The following is a 20285-nucleotide window of genomic DNA, read 5'->3' as shown; positions in this document are numbered from 1 at the left end:
TGCGCCCGCGCTCCCCACCACGTGGTCCGTGCCGATCCGCCCCGGCTTCGGTGCGCTCCCGGCGATCCTTGACCTGCGGGGGTTCCCGCACAGGGCGGCTGCGGAGCGCGAGCAGCCCCGCTCACCTGAGTGAGCCGGACCGTGCCCCGTACGGTACGGGTGAGGGGGCAGCGGAATCCGCCCGCTCTCCGGCGGACCCGGGCGCAGGGTCGTGGCCGGCCGCCCGCTCCAACTGGGCGTCCAGCGCCGCCAGAAGCCAGTCGTGCGCGGACCCCGGGGTCGGCTCGGGACGGCCCCCGGGAGCACTGATCACCTCGGCTGTCAGGTCCCAGTACCGGTCGATGCGCGGATCGGCCGCGAGCCGGCCGGCCAGCAGGCGCCGGAAGGCGGGCGTGTCGTGGGCGCCGTACGTGCTCGCGTACGCGTCCACGAACCCGTCCAGCGCCTCACCGGGAGCCGGCTCCGCGCCACGGCGTATTTCCCCTCCCGCCAGGTCGTACGCCTCGGCAAGTCCCGCGTACAGCACGGCCGACGCCCGCGCCCCCGCTGCGCCGTGCGCCCGGGGCTGGCAGGAGCCGCCGGTCCCACCGCCGCACGGGCGGGTCACGAAGGCGTGCAGCCGGGCGAAGGCGAGGACCTGGGCCGGCCGGGGGGCGTCGGGCGGGTGCGGCACCGCCGCCTCCAGGAACGCGCTGACGGACCGGGCGGGCATGCGGGGCGGCAGCCACGCACGCCAGAACCGGGCCAGTGCGGCGGTGCTCGGCGGGGTGGAGATCGCCCCGACCAGCCGCAGGCGGCCGGGCCGTTCGGCCGGCGGGCACTCCTGCACCAGCCTGAGCGCGGCCTCCCGCCAGCGCAGCGCCGTGAGTTCGGACCCCAGGACGCGCAGCCGGCCGGCCACGGCATCCTCCAACGCGCCACCCGCGCCTTCCGCTGCGGCCCCGTCCCGCTCGTCCTGCTCGTCGAGGACGCGGCGCACTTCGGGCACCGGCAGGTCGAGGCCGCGCAGGGAGCGGATCATGCCCAGCCGCTCCACGGCGTCCGGGGCGTACCTCCGGTGTCCGCCGGGGCTCCGGGACGCCTCCGGCAGCAGTCCGCGGTCCGAATAGAAGCGGACGGTCTTGACGCTGACGCCCACGTGCTCGGCCAGTTCACCGATGGTGCACAAGCCGTCGTACGACGAGAACACTTGAATCTCCCTCAGGGGGAGTTCCTACGGTACCGGCGAGCGCTGCCGGGGGATCGGGCCGGTGCGCGGGAGACAACGTGACGAGGAGAGATCATGACCGTATTCATCCTGGTGGCCGGGGCGTTCACCGGCCCGCACGTGTGGCGGGACACCGCCGCGCTGCTGAGCGCGGACGGCGCCGAGGTGCGTATCGCGGCGCTCACCGGACTCGGCGGACGCCCCAGTGGTTCCGGCGGTTCCGGCGGATCCGGAGGCACCGTCGACCTGGAGACGCATATCGCGGACGTGCTCGCGGTCATCGACTCGGTGGCGGCGGAGTCCGGCCGGCAGATCGTGCTCGTCGGCCACGACTACGGCATCCACCCGGCGCTCGGCGCGGCCGACCGGCGGGCCCGGTCGATCGCCCGGATCGTCTACCTGGACGCGGGGATGCCGCAGGACGGCGTCCCCGCCCTGGCCGCCGTACCCGACCAGCGCCTGCGCGAGGAGGTGGCGGAGCGCGCCGCCGCCAGCGGGGAGCGGGCCACCGGAGGCGAGGGGCGGGGCGCCGGCGGTGAGCTGCCGCCCCCGGACCGGGACGCCTGGACCCGCTGGGGGAGCACCGCAGGTCTCTCCGAGGCGGCGCTCGACGGGCTCACCGCCCTCGCGGCCCCGCAGCCGCTGGGCACGCTGCTCCAGCCGCTGCGGCTCACCGGCGCCGTGGCCGCGGTGCCCGTGACCGGGGTGCTGTGCACCGGCAACGGGCCGGGCATCGAGATGCTCCAGACCGTGGTGGATCTCGGCGATCCCGCGCTCAGGGCCCTGGCCGACGCCCGGGTGGCCTTCTTCGAACTGCCCACGGGGCACTGGCCGATGCTGTCCTGCCCGGCCGCGCTGGCCAAGACCCTGATCGTGGCCGCGTCCGGCGCGGGCCATCGGCTGACCTCCGCCGACGCCGCGCACCCGCCCGCCCATCTGCGGCCGTTCCTCCTCGACGTACCCGAACGCCCCCGCGAACGGACCGGGAACACCGACCTGTACCTGCCGGACGGTCCGGGCCCGCACCCGGCCGTGGTGTTCGTGCACGGCGGCCCGGTGCCCGCCGAGGCACGGCCGACGCCCCGGGACTGGCCGACCCTGACGGGATACGCGCGCCATGTCGCCGGGCAGGGAGTCGTGGGTGTGACGCTCGACCACCGTCTGCACGCCGTGACCGACTACGAGCCGGCCGCGGCGGACGTGGCCGACGCGGTGGAGCGGGTGCGCGCCGATCCCCGGGTGGACGGGGACCGGGTCGCGGTGTGGTTCTTCTCGGGCGGCGGCCCGATCGCGGCGGACTGGCTGACGAAGCCCCCGGCCTGGCTGCGCTGCGTGGCGGCGAACTACCCGATCCTCTCGCCGCTGCCGGGCCGGGGGCCGGCCGGCTCCCGCTTCCAGCCGGTCCGGGCGGTCTCCCACGCCGGTCAGCTGCCCGTCGTGCTGGTCCGGGCGGGACGCGAAAGCGCCGAGATCGCCGCGACCGTCGAGGAGTTCCTGGCCGAGGCCGCCCGCTGTGGAGCGAACGTCGAGGTCATCGACGTACCGGACGGACGTCACGGCTTCGAGACGCTCGACCCGACCGACGAGGCGCGCGAGGCCGTGCACCGTGCGGTGGGCGCGGTACTGGCCCGCTTGAAGGGGTGACATCAACATCTGCTGGAAGAGGTGACATCCGAAGGGGTGACGCACTCATGGGCGGGGCCGGCCGAAAGCGTTCCCGGCCGGCCCCCCCGCTGCGGCAACGGTGGGGCCGACCGGGCGCTGAGCGGAAAGGGGGCGACTACTCGATGACCAGCTCGACGTCGATGTTGCCCTGCGTGGCCTTGGAGTACGGGCAGTAGGCGTGGGTGGCATCGACCAGCTTCTGCCCGGCCTCGCCCGCGAGGGAGTCCGGCAGCTCCACACGCATGACCACCGAGAGCCCGAAGCCGGCGCCGTCCTTGCCTATGGAGACCTCGGCGGTCACGGAGACGTCCTTGGTGTCGACCTTCATCTCGCGGCCGACCGCGGCCATCGCACTGGCGAAGCAGGCCGCGTAGCCGGCGGCGAAGAGCTGCTCGGGGTTGGTGCCCTTGCCGTTGCCGCCGAGGGCCGGGGGCAGGGCGAGGGGCAGGTCGATCTGACCGTCCGAGCTCACGGCGCGGCCCTCGCGCCCGTTGGCGGTGGCGGCGGCGGTGTACAACGCGTCCATGGGGTGACCCTCCTCTGGAGCCCCGGCCGGGATGGTCGGGGCTACTGAGATAAAGATTGCACACAACTTGATTGTGCACAACTGAATGGTGTGGCCGGCGGTACGCTGGTTTCATGACCACTGCTCCGGGCGCCTCGCCCGACCTCGCCGCCGTCCCCGACGCGGAACTGCTGCGTCTGGACCATCAGGTCTGCTTCTCGTTGCACGCCGCGTCGCGAGCGTTCGGCGGCTTCTACCGGCAGGCGCTGAAGGACCTCGGGCTCACCTACTCGCAGTACCTGGTCATGCTGGTCCTGTGGGAGCACGGCCCGCAGCCGGTCAAGGCCATCGGAGAGCGTCTCCATCTGGACTCCGGGACCCTCTCGCCGCTGCTGAAGCGACTGGAGACGGCCGGACTGGTCCGGCGCGAACGCAACCGCGAGGACGAACGCTCCGTCCTGATCGACCTGACCGACGAGGGCGCGCGACTGCGCGACCGTGCGCTGACCGTCCCCCGCGGAGTACTGGCCGCGACGGGCCTGTCCCTGGACGAGGTCCTCGGGCTGCAGGAAGTCCTGGGCCGACTCACCACTGCCCTGGGGAAGGCGGCCGACGCCTACTGAGCCGGGGCGCCGGCGATGTGCTCGGCGGACGGCGTACACCGGTCCGTCAGAAGTCCGCCGGCGAGTCCATCCCGCTCCACTGCGCGGGCGACGCCGCCGCCATTCACCACGTTCCGGACGCCGACGCCCGGTGGTGCACCGCCACGGGCGCGGACCGGCAGGAGGAGGAGTCGGAGCGCGGACCGGAGGGAGTACGAGTCGGAGCGTGGACCGGTAGGAGGACGAGTCGGAGGCTGTTTACGGCGTGTCTGCCGCCCAGGCCATCGCACGGGTGACCGAGTTCCTGCTGACGCACGCCCGGCCCGCTCGGCGCCAGACCGCGTGACCGGGGGCGCCACGCTGCTTCCCGGGACTCAGCTTCCGGCGGCCCCGCGGCGGAAGTCCCAGGCATCGATGTCGCGGTAGTGGATCGGCCCCGGACCACGGCCGATGTTGCTGCCGACCAGGTGGAGGCGCCCGGCCTCCCAGCTTTGGCCGGCGAACGCGGCGAGCCCGGCGGCGGCCTCCACCGTGGCCGCGTGATCGCCCCGCCGGGACCGGGCCAGGGTCAGATGGGGCCGGAGCGGCCGGTCCGGGAAGGAGACACCGCACTCCTTGATGAGGGTGCGTACGTCGGCGGCGAGGTGGTGCAGCCCTTCGAGGTCCCCCGTGACCCCGGTCCACAGCACGCGCTCGTCGAAGTGCCCGCCGCCGTGCAGCTCCAGCCGCAGGGGCTTTTGTCGCGCCGCGAGCCCGGCGAGCGGAGGCATCAGCGGCGGGACGGCGGTGACGGGCAGCTCACCGAGGAACGCCAGGGTGATGTGCCAGTCCTCGATACGGTTCCACCGCATGCGGGGGTACGCGTCGTAGGCCGGGCGCAGCGCCCGCGCCAGTTCCTGCTTCGCGTCGTCGGGCGGGGCGAGCGCCAGGAACACGCGAGTTGTCGCGGCCCGGACGTGTTCGTCCGCAGAGGGGCCGGTCACGGCTTCGAGCGGTTCGTTCACCTGCCGTACCGTACGTGCCGGCCATGCCCCCGCCGCAACGCGGGGCCGACGACGGGCTCGCGCGGCGGCCGTACCGGACCCCGCACCGGGGCGAACAACCGTGCGGTGCGGCGCGCCCGTCGGCTGAGACCGTCCGTGCGCCCCTCGTCGTCGGGCTCGAAGGGGCCCTCGGGGATGCTGCACTACTCGTTGCTCTCGGGGCGCCCATCACCAGGAAGCCACCATCGGTGAGTTCCTTACCCACCTCCATCCGCCGACCGCCACGATCTGCTGCTGCCGCTCGGCGGCGGCATCGGGCGCGGCGACATCGACGTGCACCGGTCCCTGTCCCACCGGGGCGCGTAGCTCCGCGGGAAGCCCGGCCCCGGCTCCGGCCACGGCCGGACGCCATGGGGGCCCCGTGGCCGTTGTCCGTGGTGAACGCCTCCGCCGGGCCGGTGACGTCGAGTAGCTGAAGCCGTCGAACGCCACGACGGCCACGAGGTGGGAGCGGGCGACGCCGGTCATTCGGGCCAGGGGGAGTCGAGCACGGTGCGGACGAAGTCGCCGCGCTCGAAGCCGGTGACGTAGTGCTCCAGGACATCGGCCTTGACGTTGCCGAACGTTGTCTCCGGCTTCGGGCGGATGCCGTCGGTGAACGCCCCGAGGATCCTCCGTTTGAAGTCCGGCCGGGGATGGAGCGCGACGATCTCGGCCCGGTCGGCCGGGGAGAGGTCCTCGTAGCCGATGCCCAGCACGTCGTACTCGACCCCGGCGGTCACCAGGGCCACCTCGGGCTCCATGAAGGACGGGATGCCCGGAGTCGTGTGCAGGGCGATGGCTGTCCAGACCCGCCGCACGCTGTCCTCCGGAACTCCGTGGGACCGAAGGAAGCGGCGGGCCTCGTCCGCGCTGTCCACCTCGAAGCGCCGGCCGCTGGAGCGGAAGGACTCGGCGAGACCGAGATCATGGAACAGAGCCCCCACATAAAGCAGTTCGGGATCGAAGCTCAGATCACGGCGCTGCCCCTGAAGGGCTCCGAACCAGAAGACCCGGCACGAGTGGTGGTAGATCAGGTCACTCGTGGTGTCCCGCACCAGCTCGGTCGCCTCCCGGGCGAGCGAGGTGTCCGGCACGTGCACGCGGGTCGTGAGCGACGGATCGGTCGACGGATCGGTCGGCATGAGTCTCCGCACCCTTCCTGGAACATCTGGAACGTGGAACATCTGGAATGTTTCGTACGGCCGGGGACCCCGCCGCCCACTCCAGCATCGGCTCCCGGCGCGGAGCACGCCATGTCTGAGAGGCCATACATCCCACAGGCTCAGGACATGGCCCGCGTGACAGGACGCGTGCATGAGGACACGACTGTCGTGGGGGGACGAGTTACGGGCCGGGCTGGGGGCTCCGAGGCGCTCCCGGCGGCTGAGCAGCAGCCCACGCTCACATGTGTGGCGGGTGGAGACGGCGGGTGCTCCGGTGGTGGTGAAGCAGATCGTCGGCGGTTTCGACGCCGAAGAGCGGTACGCCCGCGAAGTGGCCGCGTTGCGGCTCGCAGCCGGAGCCGACCCGCCCGTGGTGCCCGCACTGCTGGGCACCGTCCCCGGGGACCGGGTGCTGGTCCTGGAGCACCTGGACCACCGATGCCCCTCCGGCGACTGGATCGTCGACTGTGCGGCGGCACTGGCCCGGCTGCATGCCGTCGCCCGTCCGGAGCACGCCAGAGTGCTGCCCCGCCGGCAGGGCCCGGACGCCGCCGACTCCGCGTCCTTCCTCGCGCTGGCCGCGGCCCTTGACGTTTCCATCCCTTCCGCAGCGCCCGGCGAGATCGACGACCTCGTGCACCGGCTCGGCCAGGCACCCGGGCACGCCCTCCTCCACGGAGACCCGTGCCCCGGCAACGACCTGCACACCACCGGTGGGACCAGGTTCATCGACTTCGAACAGGTGTCACTGGGCAGCGGGCTGGTAGAACTCGCCTACCTGCGCTTCGGCTTCCCGACCTGCTGGTGCGTCACCGCGGCGGCCGCCCCCCTGCTGGAACGGGCGGAGACCGCCTACCGCACGGCATGGCGCACCGAGACCGGCGACGGACTGCACGACGAACTCACCGACTTCTGCGCCGGCTGGCTGCTGCGCGGCGACGCCCTGGTCGAGCGGGCCCACCGCGGAAGCGCCGATCACCTGGCCCGGATCCCGGCCCGCGACTGGACCTGGGGCACCGCGACCGCCCGGCAGCGACTCGTCCACCGGCTCGGTGTCGTCGGCCGCATGACAGCCGGCCACCACGGACTGAGCGGGCTCAGTACACTCTGCGCGGAGATGTGCCGGCGCATGCTCGCCCGCTGGCCCGCACTCCGCCCCGTTCCCTCGCGACGCCCCTGAGTCGGCTCACAGCACAGCGTCGACGGCGCACCGCAGTCGGCATCGTCGGCGTACTTCTGCTGGCGACCCCGTGACTGCCGAGCCGAGCCGAGCCGAGCAAGGGGTAGGGGACAGGCCCGGCCTCGGACCGCCACTCCGGAGGAGCCGGCCCTGACCACGGCTGAGCAGGCGCGCCGGGCCTGGCCACTGACCAGAACGTGGAGGAACAGGGTGGCCGTGACAGCGCCCCCGCCCACATGGCTTCTGTCGGCCGTCGACGAACGACAGACGCGCGGCGCGGATCAGCTCCTGCGCATAGGGGCCGACGCCGTTCGCCGCCTCGACGGCTTTGGCGACGCCGAGCGCCGTGCCGAATTCCCGGGTCACCTCGTTCAGCCCGGACGCGACCCCCTGGCGCTCGCGCGGGAGCGCACCGGTGACGACCTCGACGGACGACGGGGTGGGACCCGCCGCCGTACCTACTGGGCCGAAGACGGTCAGAGCGGTCAGCGGCCCGGTCAGCAGCATGGATTCCTCTTACGTCCGAGCCCTCTTCTTCCGCGCCGAGCACGGACGACACTCAGCGCGGCTTGCTCCAATTGCATATGGTCATGCCTATGACGCAAGAAGATGGTGAGCTGGACAGCCTGGTACGTAAACGCATCCGCGCCCTGCGTGTGGCCCAGGGTTGGTCCCTGGAGGAGCTGGCCACCCGCGCGAAGATCAGCCAGTCCACGCTCAGCCGCATCGAGAACGGCCGTCGCCGCCTGGCCCTGGACCAGCTCGTCACCCTCGCCCGTGCCTTGGACACCTCCCTCGATCAGCTGGTCGAGACCGCGTCCGACGACATCGTCTCCAACCCGATGATCGACGGAGCCCACGGCCAGATGCGGTGGCCCATCAAGGCGGAACCCGGCATGACGGTCATCCGCCAGCACCTGACCGAGCCGCCGCCCGACAACCCTTCGCGTCTGCGCGCGCACCCGGGTCGCGAGTGGCTCGTCGTCCTCTCCGGCACCGCGATCCTGCTCCTGGGCAACCGGCGCCTGCGGATCGAGACGAACCAGGCGGCGGAGTTCCCCACGATGCTCCCGCACGCGATCGGCGCCGAGGGCGGGCCGTGCGAGCTGCTGGGCATCTTCGACCGGGACGCCCGCCGCGGCCACCAGCGGGGCGATGACGCGGAGAAGGTGAACCGCCCGGCCCCGTCCGGGCGGAGCCTTCCGTGACGGGCGTGCGTCGGCGCGTCAGGGGCGCGGCGCCGGAGCCGGCGGAGCCGGCGCCAGAGACGTGGGGAGGTCGCCCGGCGGAGTTGAGCAGGGCCGAGTCGGCAGGGCAACCCGGCTGGGGGGGGATGGTGCGTCACCGGTTACGGATGAGGGCAGGGAGCGGACGCAGCCTGGCCTGGCCTGGGCCGGAGCCACGGCATCTTCGCCCCGCGGTGCGCTCGGGCTCCCTGCAAGGCAGTAGTCAGCCAATCATCGACGTGAACGCGACCGTTGACGCGCGCCCACAGGGCTTTCGCCCGATGATGGCAGCGCTCCAATTCATCCAACTCCCGTTCCGCGCAAGGTGATTGCGTAGAACCGCTTGACAGGCGTCCGATATCGCGTCAGTTTGGGAGCGCTCCCACACGGCGTTTTCCCTCACGCTTCCCCCCCACGCTTCCCCCCACTCGCATCCCTTACCTCCCGAGCGTCACGGACCCCTGAACCCGTCCGTCGATACCCGCGACGGACGTACGAGAGGAGCACGGAGCCGCAATGAGAATCAGAGGTACCACCCCGCACGCGTCACGCATCAGAACGGCCGCCGCACTGTCCGCCCTGATCATGGGCGCGACGCTCGCGGTCGCCGTTCCCGGACAGGCGTCGGCCGCGGCCCGCGTCGACAACCCCTACACAGGCGCCACCCCGTACGTGAACCCCGACTGGTCCGCCAAGGCCGCCGCGGAACCCGGCGGCGGCGCCATCGCGAACGAGCCGTCGTTCGTCTGGATGGACCGCATCGCCGCGATCGACGGCACACCCGGCGCGCGAGGGCTGCGCGCGCACCTCGACACGGCTGTGAGCCAGGGGGCCGACCTTTTCCAGGTCGTCATCTACAACCTGCCCGGCCGGGACTGCGCCGCGCTCGCCTCCAACGGCGAGCTCGGCCCCACCGAGCTCGGCCGCTACAAGAGCGACTACGTCGACCCCATCGCCGACATACTCGGCGACCCGGCCTACGCGAGTCTGCGTATCGTCACGCTCATCGAGCCGGACTCACTGCCCAACCTCGTCACCAACGCCGGGGGCACCGCCGGCTCGACGCCCGAGTGCGCCACGATGAAGGCCAACGGCAACTACGAGAAGGGCATCGGGTACGCGCTGAACACGCTCGGCGCCCTGCCCAACGTCTACAACTACGTCGACGCCGCCCACCACGGCTGGCTCGGCTGGGACTCCAACTTCGTCCCTGCGGCGCAGCAGTTCAAGAAGGCCGCGACGATGGAGGGCGCCACCGTCTCCGACGTGCACGGCTTCATCGTGAACACGGCCAACTACTCGGCGCTCCGCGAGCCCCACTTCACGGTGACCGACTCCGTGAACTGGACGACGGTCCGCCAGTCGCGCTGGGTGGACTGGAACTACTACGTGGACGAACTCTCCTTCGCCCAGGCCCTGCGCACGGAACTGGTCCGTCAGGGCTTCGCCTCCGATATCGGCATGCTCGTCGACACCGCCCGCAACGGCTGGGGCGGCTCTGCCAGGCCTGCCGGTCCCGGACCTCTGACCAGCGTCGACGCCTATGTCGACGGCGGTCGCACCGACCGCCGCATCCATGCGGGCAACTGGTGCAACCAGAGTGGCGCGGGCATCGGCGAGCGGCCCACGGCCGCGCCTGAGTACGGGATCGACGCCTACGTCTGGGCCAAGCCGCCGGGCGAGTCCGACGGCAGCAGCCGACCCGTCGACAATGACGAGGGCAAGGGCTTCGACCGGATGTGCGATCCGACGTACACCGGCAACGCCCGCAACGGCTACAACTTCACGGGCGCCCTGCCCAGCGCTCCGTTGGCCGGGCACTGGTTCTCCGGACAGTTCCAGGAGCTGCTCCGCAACGCCCACCCGCCGCTCGACGGCAACGCCTCCTGACCGGCTCCGCCACCGGCACGTACCTCTGCCCCTCTCCCTGGACGACGGGAGAGGGGCAGAGGTACGTGCGGGAACCGACGTGAACCGTCCCGGGCCGCAGCCGGGGGACCCGGTCGGCGTACGTCGATCCGGTCGCCGGAACCGATCGTACCGAGGGGGGCGGGAAGCCGCGGCCGTGAACTGCGCCTTCCAGGTGCCGTCCAGGCTGTGCAGGACGCCCTGGGCGGTAATGGTGCGCCCCTCGCGGACCGGGTCGGCGCCGCTCGTGGGGGCGGCCGACCGTGACCCCGGTCTCCGTGCCCAGCCCGGTGACCTGGCTGACCGCCGCAGGCGGAACGCCGGCCCGTGCGGTGGCGTGGAGCCCCCGGGCGGCGGAGGCGAAAAGTCACCGTGGGCATGCGGAGTCCGCTCGCCGAGCCGTGACCCTACGTCAGCACGTCAGCACGTCAGCCGGGGACGGTGGCGGCGGGCGGATTCCAGCGGTGGGAGCGGGACGCCGCAGGGGAGACGCCGTACTCCTCCTTGAGCTGTTCGGGGATGGCGTAGTGCATCACACGGCCACGGGTGAGGGAGGACAGTTCGAGGACGGTGGTGAGATGACCGAGACGGTCCAGGGCCCAGGCGCCCAGCGGGGACCGGTCCTCGATGGTCTCCAGGACGCCGAGAAGGTGCGGGACGGCCTTGACGACGGTGTCCCACGAGGTACGGGGCACCTGGAGCCAGTCGGCGCAGGTGTCGCCGGTCAGATGGCGGATGAGGGCGGAGACGATCGGGTCGAACAAGGTCCCGGGCACGACCTCCTCGTAGAGGTCGATGAGCTGCCGGGTCAGCTGCGCGCCCTCCTCGGATGGCCCCATGTGCCGGATCATGTACAGGTCGAGGAACCGCCGGGCCTCGTCCAGGGAACGGGGAACGGCTTCCTGACTGACGCCCAGCATCGCGCCGACCACGCGCCAGGCGTAGTAGTAGGCCTCCGCGCCTTCCTCCGACATATGAATGCCGAGGCGGTGCAGACTGTCGAGCACGAGCATCGAGAAGAACATCTGGCCGCCGATCATGTCCTCCTGACAGATCGGCGTTCCGAGCGCTTCGCTGTCCCAGCGGTTCTCGCGCAGCAGGTGATGGCGGATGGACGCGTGCAGAAGGCGGACCTTCTGGGCGGCGGGAATGAAGCGGCCCCCGGCCTCGAAGGCGTCGGGACGCATCAGATAGACGGTGAACTGGCCGGTCTCCGCCATCCGTTTGGACGGGTACTTCAGCCCGTGGGTGGCCGACAGGAGCCTCGCCACGTGCGGGACCAGGTAGCAGGCCGGCATGGAGGCGAACGACAGAGCAGTGGAAATATGCACATTGTTGTCGATGAAGAACAGCCGGGCCCTCTCCATCTCCCCCCAATCGACCCAGGCCGGCGGGGCACTTGTGGCCTGAAGATACTCCAGGGCGACATCGGGCAGCCCGTCCGGGAGGGGAGCGCCCGCGGTGGAGACGTAGCGCATCAGGGTGTTGAACTTGCCCACCTCCCCGCGTTCGAAGAGCGTGGCGACGGTGGCGTCGGCCAGTTCGTCGCCGCCCTGCCGCAGGGCGTTCATCGAAGCCTCGGTGCAGCTCATGCCGGAGTTCCTTGTCTCGGGGCGGGGCGGGGCGGGGCGGGCGGGGGTTCAGGACAGCCGGACGGTCGCCGAGTTCGCCAGCGCGGTCAGGGCGTCGGCCGCACGCGGGGGTACGTTCAACTCGTGGAGGGCACCGAGGGCTTCCTCCACCCGCGCTGTGATCATGTCCTCGACTACGCCGGGCGTCTTCAGCCGCCGCATCACCTCCCGTACCGCGTGCAGCCCGTCCTCGTCGAGGTCGCGGCGGCCCAGGAGACCCCGGAGCCGGTCCCGGTCCTCGTCACCTGCGACACGCCAGGTCTCCGCCAGCAGGGCCGTGGGCCGGTGGCCGCGTACGTCGTCGGCGTTGGCCTTGCCGGTGCGTCCGGGGTCTCCGAACAGTCCGAGGAGGTCGTCCCTCAGCTGGAATGCCTCGCCCAGCGGCAGCCCGTAGGCTGAGTAGCCCTCGTGCAGTCGTTCGTCGGCCCCGGCCAGGGCGCCCCCGATCAACAGGGGCTGTTCGACCGTGTACTTGGCGGTCTTGTACTGGATCACCTTCAGCGAGGCCCCGGTGTCCGGTTCCGCTCCTGTCCGCAGGATCTCCAGGCACTCGCCCGCGATCAGCTCCCGGCCCAGAAGCGACCACAACGGGCGGGCCCGGCCCAGATAGGCGGCGGGCAGACCGCTGGTGGCGAACAGCTGTCCGGCCATCCCCATCAGCAGATCCCCCACCAGCATCGCGAGCGATCTGGCGGCGGCGACCGAACGCGGGCGACGGCGTACGGCACCGCGCAGCGCGATGTGCGCGGTGGGGCGGCCGTGCCGCAGCGCACTGTCGTCGATGAGGTCGTCGTGCACGACCGCGGCGGCGTGGATCAGCTCCAGGGAGGCGGCCGCCCGCACCAGCGCGGCGCTGTCCGGCTGCCCCGCTGCCCGCCAGCCCCAGTAGCAGAACGCCGCCCGCAACCGTTTGCCGTCCGCCACGACCGCCTCCACCTGCGTGGCCACCGGGGCCAGGGCCGGGTCGATCGCCGCGAACAGATCGGCCTCCCGGGCGACGAACGCGTTCAGCACCTCGTCTACCCGGGCCTTGAACACGGCCGCGTCCCACCGGCCAGACGTCATCGCCCGGCCCGCCGGGCAACGGCGTGCCGGGCGAGGAGCTCCAGATGGGCCGGGGGTGCGGCCGTGTACCGGTCCAGCACCAGGCGCCCGCGCGCCATCAGGTCCTGCTCGGCCTCGGCGGCCAGTTCGGCGGCGTCCGAGCGGCGCAGCAGCCCTCGCACCGCCCCCAGGGCCGAACTCACCGCGCTCACCGCCAGGTCGGCCGCCCCCGCCATGAGCAGGATCACCCGCTCGTCGGGATCCCCGCGATGTCCTGCCTCGTGCTTCCTGTCCGGCTTCATGCGACTCCCCACCCCGGAACTGCCGACGGCGCAGGTCACGCGCCATTCCCTCAGCATCGCGACGCATCGGTCGCCGGAGAGGCGGAAGTCACGATCGAGTGATCGACTCGCTCGCCCGTACGATTCGCTGCCGCTGCCGCTGCCGCTGCCGCTGCCGCTGCCGCTGCCGGAAGGCCGGTCCTTGGGCCCGTACGGTTTCCGCTCCGAGCCGATGGCTCACATCGATCAGGGCGGTTCCGTTCACCTTCTGCCTCCTCGCGCACGGGCGTCCGTACGCTACCGCCGACGGCTCCCGGCCCACGGGTGGCCGACCCACCGCCACGGAGACTCCGCCGGGGCTCCTGAGAACTCCGGGCCCACGGTGCCTCCGGGGGCTCGGTCCTCCGTGCAGCTGAAGTGCTGCGGGGAGGGTCCGCAGCATGCCCGGCAGCCGGCGCGGCGTGATGGCGGCCTGAGCGCCTGAGCGTCTGAGTGCTGCTCAAGGCCGCGGCCGCGGTTTGGCGGCACGGCCTGCTGAAGGATGGCGGTGATCAGTAGCAGGAAAGATGTGCGCGTTTATGCTGTGTTGATGCGATCTGCTCCTTGGTGGGCTTTGGTTTCTTCTGGCTGTGCTCCTGTGTTTCTGGTCGGTTCCTGGATGATTGCGCAGCTGCGCCAGGGGCCGGAATATGACCCTGCGAGGCAGACCCTGAGCGTGCTGGCCGCCTATGGAGCTGCCAGTTACTGGCTGATGACGGGGATGTTGTTGGTGTTGGGGACGTGCTACGTGGTGACGGCGTACGCGCTCCGGTCGGCGGCGCTGCCTGGGCGGGTGGCTCTGGCGGGCGGGGGGCTGTGTGCACTGGCTCTGACGTTGGTGCCCGCGCCGAGCAGTGGCGGGGCGCTGGAGCACGGGGCTGTGGCCGCCCTGGGCCTGGTGCTCCTGGCGGTGTGGCCTCCCCTGGCCGCGGTGCGGGGTGGGAGTCCGGCGCCGTGGTGGCTGAGGCTTGATGTGTCGCTCGCCGCGAGTGCGTTGATGTGTGCGAGTGCGCTGTGGTTCCTGGCGGAGTTGCAGAATGCGGGGGTGCCCGGTGTCGCCGAGCGTGTGGTGACGTTTTCCCAGGCGCTGTGGCCGTTCCTGGTTGTTGTTTCCTGCCGGGGAAGCACGGCCTGACGGAGCACGGCCTGTCTGCCATCGGTTCGGGTGACTCCACACGATGCCGGCACCGCCGCGGATGCCGTGCTGAGCACCAGCCGGCGGCCCTTGCACGGTACGAACAGACACGGCTGACCAATGTCCGACGTGTGGTGCAGGCAGGACAGCAGTTCAGCCGCTCCTTCGTCGGCCGAGCAGCATGAACCGATAGCTCGCCGGAGCGGCCCTGTTACCTTCTCGCGTCGGCACTCGTCATAGGTGCGACGACCGAAATCGGACGGTCGCCGCACCCACGAGTGGATCGAGAAGAAGATGCTGACCGACATCATGTACGTGACGATCTACGTCACTGTTCAGGGCCGCGCGCTGGAGTTCTCCACCGAGGGACTCGGCCTGGAGAAGCGGATCGACGTCCCTGGGCCCGACGGACGCTTCCTCACCGTCGGCGCTCCCGGCAGCCCGGTGCAGATCATCCTGTGGTCGAACGCGGCGGCCGCGGGACAGCCGGGCGGCGCGGGCGGGCCCGGTCCGCTGATCCTCGAATCCGAGGACCTGCGAAAGGACTTCGAGATCATGCGCCGACGCGGGGTCACCTTCGAAGAGACCGAACCCGTGGACTATCCGTTCGGGGTCCGCGTCGAGGCGGTGGACCCGGACGGCAACCGGATCTCGATCCGTCAGCAGCGCAAGCCGTGACCGCCGGCCTGCCCGGCTCTGGTGCCGAGGCGTTCGAAGCCCAGCGCGATCGGCTGCGCGCCGTCGCGTACCGCGTGCTGGGCTCGTACGCCGATGCCGAGGACGCGGTCCAGGAAGCCTGGATGCGCCTCGCCCGCCAGGACGCGGCTACCATCGACAACCTGGCCGGTTGGTTGACCACCGTGGTCGGCCGCATCAGCTTCGACCTCCTGAGGGCCCGCCGGGCGCACCCCGAAACCGCCTGCGGGCAGGAGCCTGCGGACCTCGTGGCGACACCCGCCGACCGACCCGAGCCCGATGAGCAGGTGCTGCTGGCTGAATCGGTCGGCCTCGCTCTGATCGTCGTGCTCGACTCGCTCACCCCGAGCGAACGCCTGGCGTTCGTCCTGCACGACATGTTCGCGGTCCCGTTCCGGGAAATCGGCCAGATTCTGGGCAAATCCGCCAACGCCTCCAAGATGGTCGCCAGCCGCGCCCGCCGCAAGGTCCAGGCCAGGGGCCGGCCGGCGGGCCCCGGCCGGGAGCACCAACTGGTCGTCCAGGCATTCCAAGCCGCAGCTGCCGACGGCGACTTCGAGGCGCTCCTGCGTGTCCTCGACCCGAATGTGAAGCTGACTGTCGACACCTCCGACGGGGTTGTCGTGACCCTCGGCGCCACCAAAGTCGCCGCCGGCGCCCGCATGTTCTCCGGCGAGGCTGCCAGTTACCGGCCTGTGCTACTCAACGGCACCCCCGGCCACATGTCCTGGCGCTCTGACGGAACCCCCCTCTCCGTCATCGCCTTCACGGTCCTCGAAGGCCGGATCACCGGCATCCACATCGTCGTCGACCCGGTCAAACTCGCGTCAATCCCTCTGCCCGCCCCGGCCTGAGCCGGTGTCGTCAGAGTCGGCCCGTGCATGTTCAGCCCGTGCATGTGCAGGGCACGGCGGCTGCAAGTGAAGCGGCCGGCCCTGGCGAACGGGCGAAGGCTGTTACGAGGTCGAAGATGAGGTGCGGTCCGGCGTAGCCGTGGACGGATCACCCTGCTGAGGATTCCGCCCACTGGAAGGCACCCCCCTCCGCGTCCAAGCCCCCTCCATCCTTCGTCCTTTACGGGCACCCTGCATACAGCTGGAGCACCTCACGAAACGCTTCCCGCCCCCCCACGGCTCGACACCACTCACGCCGCCGCCGGATGTGCCGCGACCGACCGGCAGCGGCTACTGGCGCGGTGGTTCCTTGTGGCTTATGGCACGTGCGGGTGCGGTTTTATGGCCCTCGAAGCCGTTCCCGTACCGCCGGCGCGATTACGTATCGCATTCCGCTTGAACCGATCAAGATCGGGCTCTGCGGAATTCGGGGTGGCTCATGGGGTTGGCTTTGTGTCGGCCCTGTGGGGTGGATGGATGTGGCTGCCGATGTGTATGGCGGTGGTGAGGGCGGCGTAGGAGGTGAGTTCGATGAGTTCGCGGTCGGTGGGGTGTTGGTTTTTGAAGGCTGTTATGTCGTCGGGGAGGGTTTGGTGGGGTGCGAGGGCGGTGAGGAGTGCGAGCTGGGTGGTTGGTATTTCTTCGGGTGGGAGTTTTGTCAGGGCTTTGTTGAGCCATGCGCGGCTTGGCCCTGGGTGGGATCCGTTCCATTGGTTGAGGTGGGTGTGTAGTTGTTTGCGTGCTGTTCGGGGTATCCAGTGTGCTCCTTGGTTCACGGCGGCGTGGGCGCGTGCGAGGGCTTGGGCTACAGGGGGGTTGCTGAGGGCCCATTCGAGTCCGTGGGGCAGGGGTGCCGGGGGTAATAGGTCGAGTGATTCGCCTGGTGTGAGGGGGCCTGGTGTGGTGGGACGCATGGCGTGGGCAGTGGTGTGCATGATTGGTCTGTGGAGGGCCGTTGGTGTGCGGGCGGGCATGGGGGAGTCGGCGAGGAAGAGGGTCGCCATGCGGTTGATGTAGTGGAATGTCACGACGACGCCGCAGAGTTCTGGTGCTTGTGTTTCTGGGAAGGGGGGTGGGGTGGTGCTCGGGGTGGGGTTTTCGGGGTTGTGCCGTCCGGCTGTTCTGGCCCACTCAATGATGGGGGAGAGTGTTCTGTCCGGTGGCAGGGTTTCCAGGAGGGCCTGGTGGACTCCGACGCAGTAGAGGCATTGATTGGCGCGGGAGACTTCGGTGGCGATCGTTTCCTTCACTGTGCGGCTCGCGAGTCCGTCGGCGAGGAGGGTTTCGCGCAGCATCAGCCAGGTTGCTGCCAGTGACGCGGGGGCCGGTGAGTGGAGGGCTACGGGGGGTGCGAGTACTCCGAAGTCCCGTTCCGTGTGGTGGTACACCTGTTTCACCAGGCCCCGGGCGTGGCGTGGAGCCGTCACTTTCACGTACCGCACCTGCCGCAGGGAGCCCCGCAGTACGGCTCGTACAAGCGGCCTCATCGCCATTCCTCTCTTTCCTGTTCCTGTTTCATACGGGATTCCTTTCCCGGGGGCTGTTTGGTCCGGGTGCGGTTCCTCGGCGTGGTGGGGGCGGGGGCAGTCCCAGGTGTTCTGTCAGTAGACGGATCAGTGCGGTGGCTGTCTTGCGGGCGGTGGAGGCGTTGTATGCGGCGGGCGGAAACGCCGCGGGGCTGGCCGGCGGTTCCGTGGGGGGTGCTTCTGTGCCTGGCGCCGGGGTGACGTGGCCGCTGTCGCTCGTGGGCCGTCTCCTTACGGGGGCGGGCCCCCGCTCCGCCGCACGGCCCGTACGGTCCGTCTGATCCGTACGGGCCGCAGGTTCTGTCTGCTGCGCACGTTGTGCATGCTTTGTGCGGTTCGTTTGGTGTGGTTGGACTCGTGGTGGGTGGGGTCGGATGTGGAGGGGTTTTGGTTTGCGTGTCGGGGGTTTTTGTTTGTGGTGTGGTGGGTGTTTTGGTTTGTTCATTGTTTGGGTGTGGTGATGGTCATGGGGAGTGTGTGGATGTGTAGGGAGAGTTGGGGGTTGGGGGTGGGGGTGGGTTGGTGGTGGGGGGTGGTGTGGAGGTTGAGGTCGCGGGTGATGAGTGCGGTGGTGATGATGGTTTCGATCATGGCGAGGTTGTTGCCGATGCAGAAGTGTGGTCCGGCGCCGAAGGGGATGTAGGCGTATCGGTGGCGGGTGGTTGTTTTTTGTGGGGTGAAGCGTTGGGGGTTGTAGTGGTGGGGGTTTTTCCAGTGGTGGGGGTGGCGGTGGATGGTGTAGGGGCTGATGAGGATGTCTGCTTTGGCGGGTATGGTGTATGGGCCGATTTGGTCGGGTTGTTGGGTTTTTCGGGGGAGGAGCCATACGGGTGGGTAGAGGCGCATGGCTTCCTGGACGGCCATGGTTGTCTGGGGCAGCCGGTGGAGGTCGTCGGCGTTGGGGGTGCGGTCGCCGAGGACGTTTCTGGTTTCTTCGCGGATGGCGGCGTGGGTTTCGGGGTGGCGTTCCAGGAGGTGGAGTGTCCAGCCGAGGGTGCTGGCTGTTGTTTCGTGTCCGGCGAGGAGGAGGGTGATGAGTTGTTCGCGGAGTTGTCTGCGGGTGTGGCGGGGGTGGGTGGTGGACAGGCGGGCTGCTTCGATGATGAGGGAGAGTGCGTCGTCGGCGGGTTCGCCGTGGGTGATGCGTGTGGTGCGGTCGGTGATGAGTTGGTCTGCTATTCGGTGGAGTTCGCGGCGGGCTTTGCGGAAGCGGTTTTGTGGGGGGAGGGGGAGCCAGGGGGGGAGTGTGCCCTGGGAGACCATTTCGAGCATGGCCTGGTCCTGGACCTTTTCGAAGGCGGGGGCGAGGGTGTGGTGGGGGGTGAGGTCGGAGTCGAGGAGGGTGCGGCCGAGTACGCCGAGGGTGAGTGCGGTGATTTCCTGGAGGATGTCGACGGGGCCGTGGCCGGCGTGGGCGCGCAGGCGGGTGACGAGCCGGGTTGCTTCCTGGGCGACGGCGTGGGTCTGGCGGTTGATGCGTCCGGGTTTGAAGGCGGGCTGCAGGGTGCGGCGCTGGGTGCGCCATGTTTCGCCGTCGCTGGTGAGGAGGCCGTCGCCCAGGACCCGGCGGGACTGTATGAGGCCGATGCCTTTGTGGTAGTTCGTGCTGTTGTCGGCGAGGATGTGTTTGGCGTGGTCGGGGTGGTTGAAGATGTAGAGCTTCCTGGGGCCGATGGAGATCCGTACGGCGTCGCCGAGGGCGGCTGCGTCGCTCATCATGCCGAGGCGGTCCACTGCGAATTTTCTGAGCAGTCCGGGCAGGGCGCGGGCCGGGGGGCTGGGCGGGTGGGTGTTCATGCGGGGTGGCCTTCGTGTTGGGGGGTGAGGCGGTGGAAGCGGCCGCCGGAGAACAGCAGGGCTTCGTGGAGGGGGCGGCGTGCGGCGTGGAGTACTTCGCCGAGGAAGATGGTGTGGTCGCCGCCTTCGTAGAGGTTTTTCTTCTCGCATTCGAGGTGGGTGATCGCGCCGGTGATCAGGGGTGCGCCGGATTTCGGTCCGGGCTGCCAGGCGACGGTGTCGAACTGGCCGGTTCCCACGGGGCGTGAGTGGTCGGCGAAGTGGCGTGCGACGGCTTCCTGGCCGGCGTGGAGTACCGATACGGAGAAGGTCGGGGAGCGGTCGAGGCTGGTGTGCATCAGTGCGTCCTTGCCGACGCAGATGAGGATCAGGGGCGGGGAGAGGGAGACGGAGGTGAAGGAGTTGGCGGTCATGCCGCGTGGGGAGTTCCCGCCGACGGTGATGACGGTGACTCCGGTGGGGAAGGTGCCGTAGGCGCCCCGCAGTTGTTTCCGGTCCTCCAGGTCGACGGGTTCCATGGGCGGGTCGGTGGTGGTGCTCATGTCTGCCTCCCTGTCGGCGGCCGGGGTCCGGCCGTGCGGGGCGCCGGTGCCGGCGCGTCGGGGGTCGGTACGGGGTCGGGGCCGGGCCGGTGCGGGCCGGTCACGCCGGGCCCCGGCACCGGTGCGGGGCGGTCGTGGCCGGGTCCCGGTGCCGGTGGGGGTGTGGGCGGGGGTGTGTTCGCTTTCGGTGGCGGCCGGTCATGGCCGGGCCCCGGTGCCG

The 20285-nt window shown here is 70.5% G+C and carries 17 protein-coding genes and 2 pseudogenes; 9 read left to right on the top strand and 10 right to left on the bottom strand.

What is annotated here, in order from left to right; all coding sequences use genetic code 11:
- Window positions 1-121 precede the first annotated feature (121 nt).
- The gene (locus ACGF2Y_RS23605) at window positions 122-1189 is read right to left on the bottom strand and encodes a MerR family transcriptional regulator (RefSeq protein ID WP_392950777.1); all 1068 of its coding nucleotides are present in this window, start codon (window positions 1187-1189) and stop codon (window positions 122-124) included.
- A 93-nt stretch (window positions 1190-1282) separates the two neighbouring features.
- Here ACGF2Y_RS23605 and ACGF2Y_RS23600 point away from each other — a divergent pair, with 93 nt between their 5' ends.
- Window positions 1283-2851: an alpha/beta hydrolase family protein gene (locus tag ACGF2Y_RS23600; RefSeq protein ID WP_392950776.1), complete on the top strand. Its 1569-nt coding sequence runs from the start codon at window positions 1283-1285 to the stop codon at window positions 2849-2851.
- 136 nt (window positions 2852-2987) lie between these two features.
- Here ACGF2Y_RS23600 and ACGF2Y_RS23595 read toward each other — a convergent pair whose 3' ends face one another.
- Entirely contained in the window at window positions 2988-3398 is a 411-nt protein-coding gene (locus tag ACGF2Y_RS23595; protein ID WP_392950773.1) for an Ohr family peroxiredoxin, read from the bottom strand.
- Between the two features lie 113 nt (window positions 3399-3511).
- On the opposite strand from ACGF2Y_RS23595, the gene ACGF2Y_RS23590 reads away from it, so the two are divergent.
- Both ACGF2Y_RS23590 and ACGF2Y_RS23585 read left to right on the top strand, forming a co-directional pair.
- Window positions 3512-4000 carry a MarR family winged helix-turn-helix transcriptional regulator gene (locus ACGF2Y_RS23590; protein WP_392950770.1) on the top strand — a complete coding sequence of 163 codons (489 nt, stop codon included), beginning with the start codon at window positions 3512-3514 and terminating at the stop codon, window positions 3998-4000.
- 41 nt (window positions 4001-4041) lie between these two features.
- A pseudogene (locus tag ACGF2Y_RS23585) lies at window positions 4042-4325 on the top strand (hypothetical protein); the annotation flags it as partial.
- A gap of 28 nt (window positions 4326-4353) precedes the next feature.
- Here ACGF2Y_RS23585 and thpR read toward each other — a convergent pair.
- Window positions 4354-4983, bottom strand: coding sequence for an RNA 2',3'-cyclic phosphodiesterase (thpR, locus tag ACGF2Y_RS23580; protein WP_392950768.1), 630 nt, complete (start codon window positions 4981-4983; stop codon window positions 4354-4356).
- Window positions 4984-5486: 503 nt separating this feature from the next.
- Window positions 5487-6146, bottom strand: coding sequence for an HD domain-containing protein (locus ACGF2Y_RS23575; protein WP_392950765.1), 660 nt, complete (start codon window positions 6144-6146; stop codon window positions 5487-5489).
- A gap of 172 nt (window positions 6147-6318) precedes the next feature.
- On the opposite strand from ACGF2Y_RS23575, the gene ACGF2Y_RS23570 reads away from it, so the two are divergent.
- The 3 genes and pseudogenes from ACGF2Y_RS23570 to ACGF2Y_RS23560 all read left to right on the top strand — a co-directional run.
- Complete coding sequence (locus ACGF2Y_RS23570; protein ID WP_392950762.1) at window positions 6319-7347, top strand: phosphotransferase family protein; 1029 nt, start codon at window positions 6319-6321, stop codon at window positions 7345-7347.
- A gap of 596 nt (window positions 7348-7943) precedes the next feature.
- Window positions 7944-8555 (top strand): helix-turn-helix domain-containing protein, encoded by a 612-nt coding sequence (locus ACGF2Y_RS23565; protein ID WP_392950760.1) that lies wholly within the window; start codon window positions 7944-7946, stop codon window positions 8553-8555.
- A gap of 534 nt (window positions 8556-9089) precedes the next feature.
- Window positions 9090-10451 (top strand): annotated as a pseudogene (locus ACGF2Y_RS23560) (glycoside hydrolase family 6 protein); the annotation flags it as partial.
- Between the two features lie 458 nt (window positions 10452-10909).
- On the opposite strand, the gene ACGF2Y_RS23555 reads toward ACGF2Y_RS23560, so the two are convergent.
- Genes ACGF2Y_RS23555 through ACGF2Y_RS23545 form a run of 3 tightly spaced genes read right to left on the bottom strand, consistent with a single transcriptional unit; the run spans window position 10910 to window position 13458 of the window.
- Entirely contained in the window at window positions 10910-12073 is a 1164-nt protein-coding gene (locus tag ACGF2Y_RS23555; RefSeq protein ID WP_392950757.1) for an oxygenase MpaB family protein, read from the bottom strand.
- Window positions 12074-12121: 48 nt separating this feature from the next.
- Window positions 12122-13177 carry a polyprenyl synthetase family protein gene (locus ACGF2Y_RS23550; protein WP_392950755.1) on the bottom strand — a complete coding sequence of 352 codons (1056 nt, stop codon included), beginning with the start codon at window positions 13175-13177 and terminating at the stop codon, window positions 12122-12124.
- Window positions 13174-13458: a polyprenyl synthetase gene (locus ACGF2Y_RS23545; RefSeq protein WP_392950752.1), complete on the bottom strand. Its 285-nt coding sequence runs from the start codon at window positions 13456-13458 to the stop codon at window positions 13174-13176. Before ACGF2Y_RS23545 ends, ACGF2Y_RS23550 begins: the two co-directional genes overlap by 4 nt.
- Window positions 13459-14026: 568 nt before the next feature.
- Here ACGF2Y_RS23545 and ACGF2Y_RS23540 point away from each other — a divergent pair.
- From ACGF2Y_RS23540 to ACGF2Y_RS23530, 3 genes are all read left to right on the top strand, one after another.
- On the top strand, window positions 14027-14611 hold the full coding sequence (locus ACGF2Y_RS23540) for a DUF998 domain-containing protein (RefSeq protein WP_392951010.1): 585 nt from the start codon (window positions 14027-14029) through the stop codon (window positions 14609-14611).
- A gap of 240 nt (window positions 14612-14851) precedes the next feature.
- Window positions 14852-15289 carry a VOC family protein gene (locus ACGF2Y_RS23535; protein WP_392950749.1) on the top strand — a complete coding sequence of 146 codons (438 nt, stop codon included), beginning with the start codon at window positions 14852-14854 and terminating at the stop codon, window positions 15287-15289.
- Window positions 15286-16161 carry a sigma-70 family RNA polymerase sigma factor gene (locus ACGF2Y_RS23530; protein ID WP_392950747.1) on the top strand — a complete coding sequence of 292 codons (876 nt, stop codon included), beginning with the start codon at window positions 15286-15288 and terminating at the stop codon, window positions 16159-16161. The genes ACGF2Y_RS23535 and ACGF2Y_RS23530 overlap by 4 nt, the downstream gene beginning before the upstream one ends.
- Window positions 16162-16637: 476 nt before the next feature.
- On the opposite strand, the gene ACGF2Y_RS23525 is transcribed toward ACGF2Y_RS23530, so the two are convergent.
- From ACGF2Y_RS23525 to ACGF2Y_RS23515, 3 genes are all read right to left on the bottom strand, one after another.
- The gene (locus ACGF2Y_RS23525) at window positions 16638-17495 is read right to left on the bottom strand and encodes an alkylhydroperoxidase (protein ID WP_392950744.1); all 858 of its coding nucleotides are present in this window, start codon (window positions 17493-17495) and stop codon (window positions 16638-16640) included.
- 672 nt (window positions 17496-18167) lie between these two features.
- Window positions 18168-19523, bottom strand: a complete 1356-nt coding sequence (locus ACGF2Y_RS23520; protein WP_392950742.1) for a cytochrome P450 — start codon at window positions 19521-19523, stop codon at window positions 18168-18170.
- The gene (locus ACGF2Y_RS23515; protein WP_392950739.1) at window positions 19520-20065 is read right to left on the bottom strand and encodes a flavin reductase family protein; all 546 of its coding nucleotides are present in this window, start codon (window positions 20063-20065) and stop codon (window positions 19520-19522) included. The genes ACGF2Y_RS23520 and ACGF2Y_RS23515 overlap by 4 nt, the downstream gene beginning before the upstream one ends.
- Between the last annotated feature and the right edge of the window lie 220 nt (window positions 20066-20285).

The organism is Streptomyces sp. NPDC048142 (genome assembly GCF_043202835.1).
Taxonomy (GTDB): Bacteria; Actinomycetota; Actinomycetes; order Streptomycetales; family Streptomycetaceae; genus Streptomyces.
This window is presented reverse-complemented; position numbering and strand designations above follow the sequence as displayed.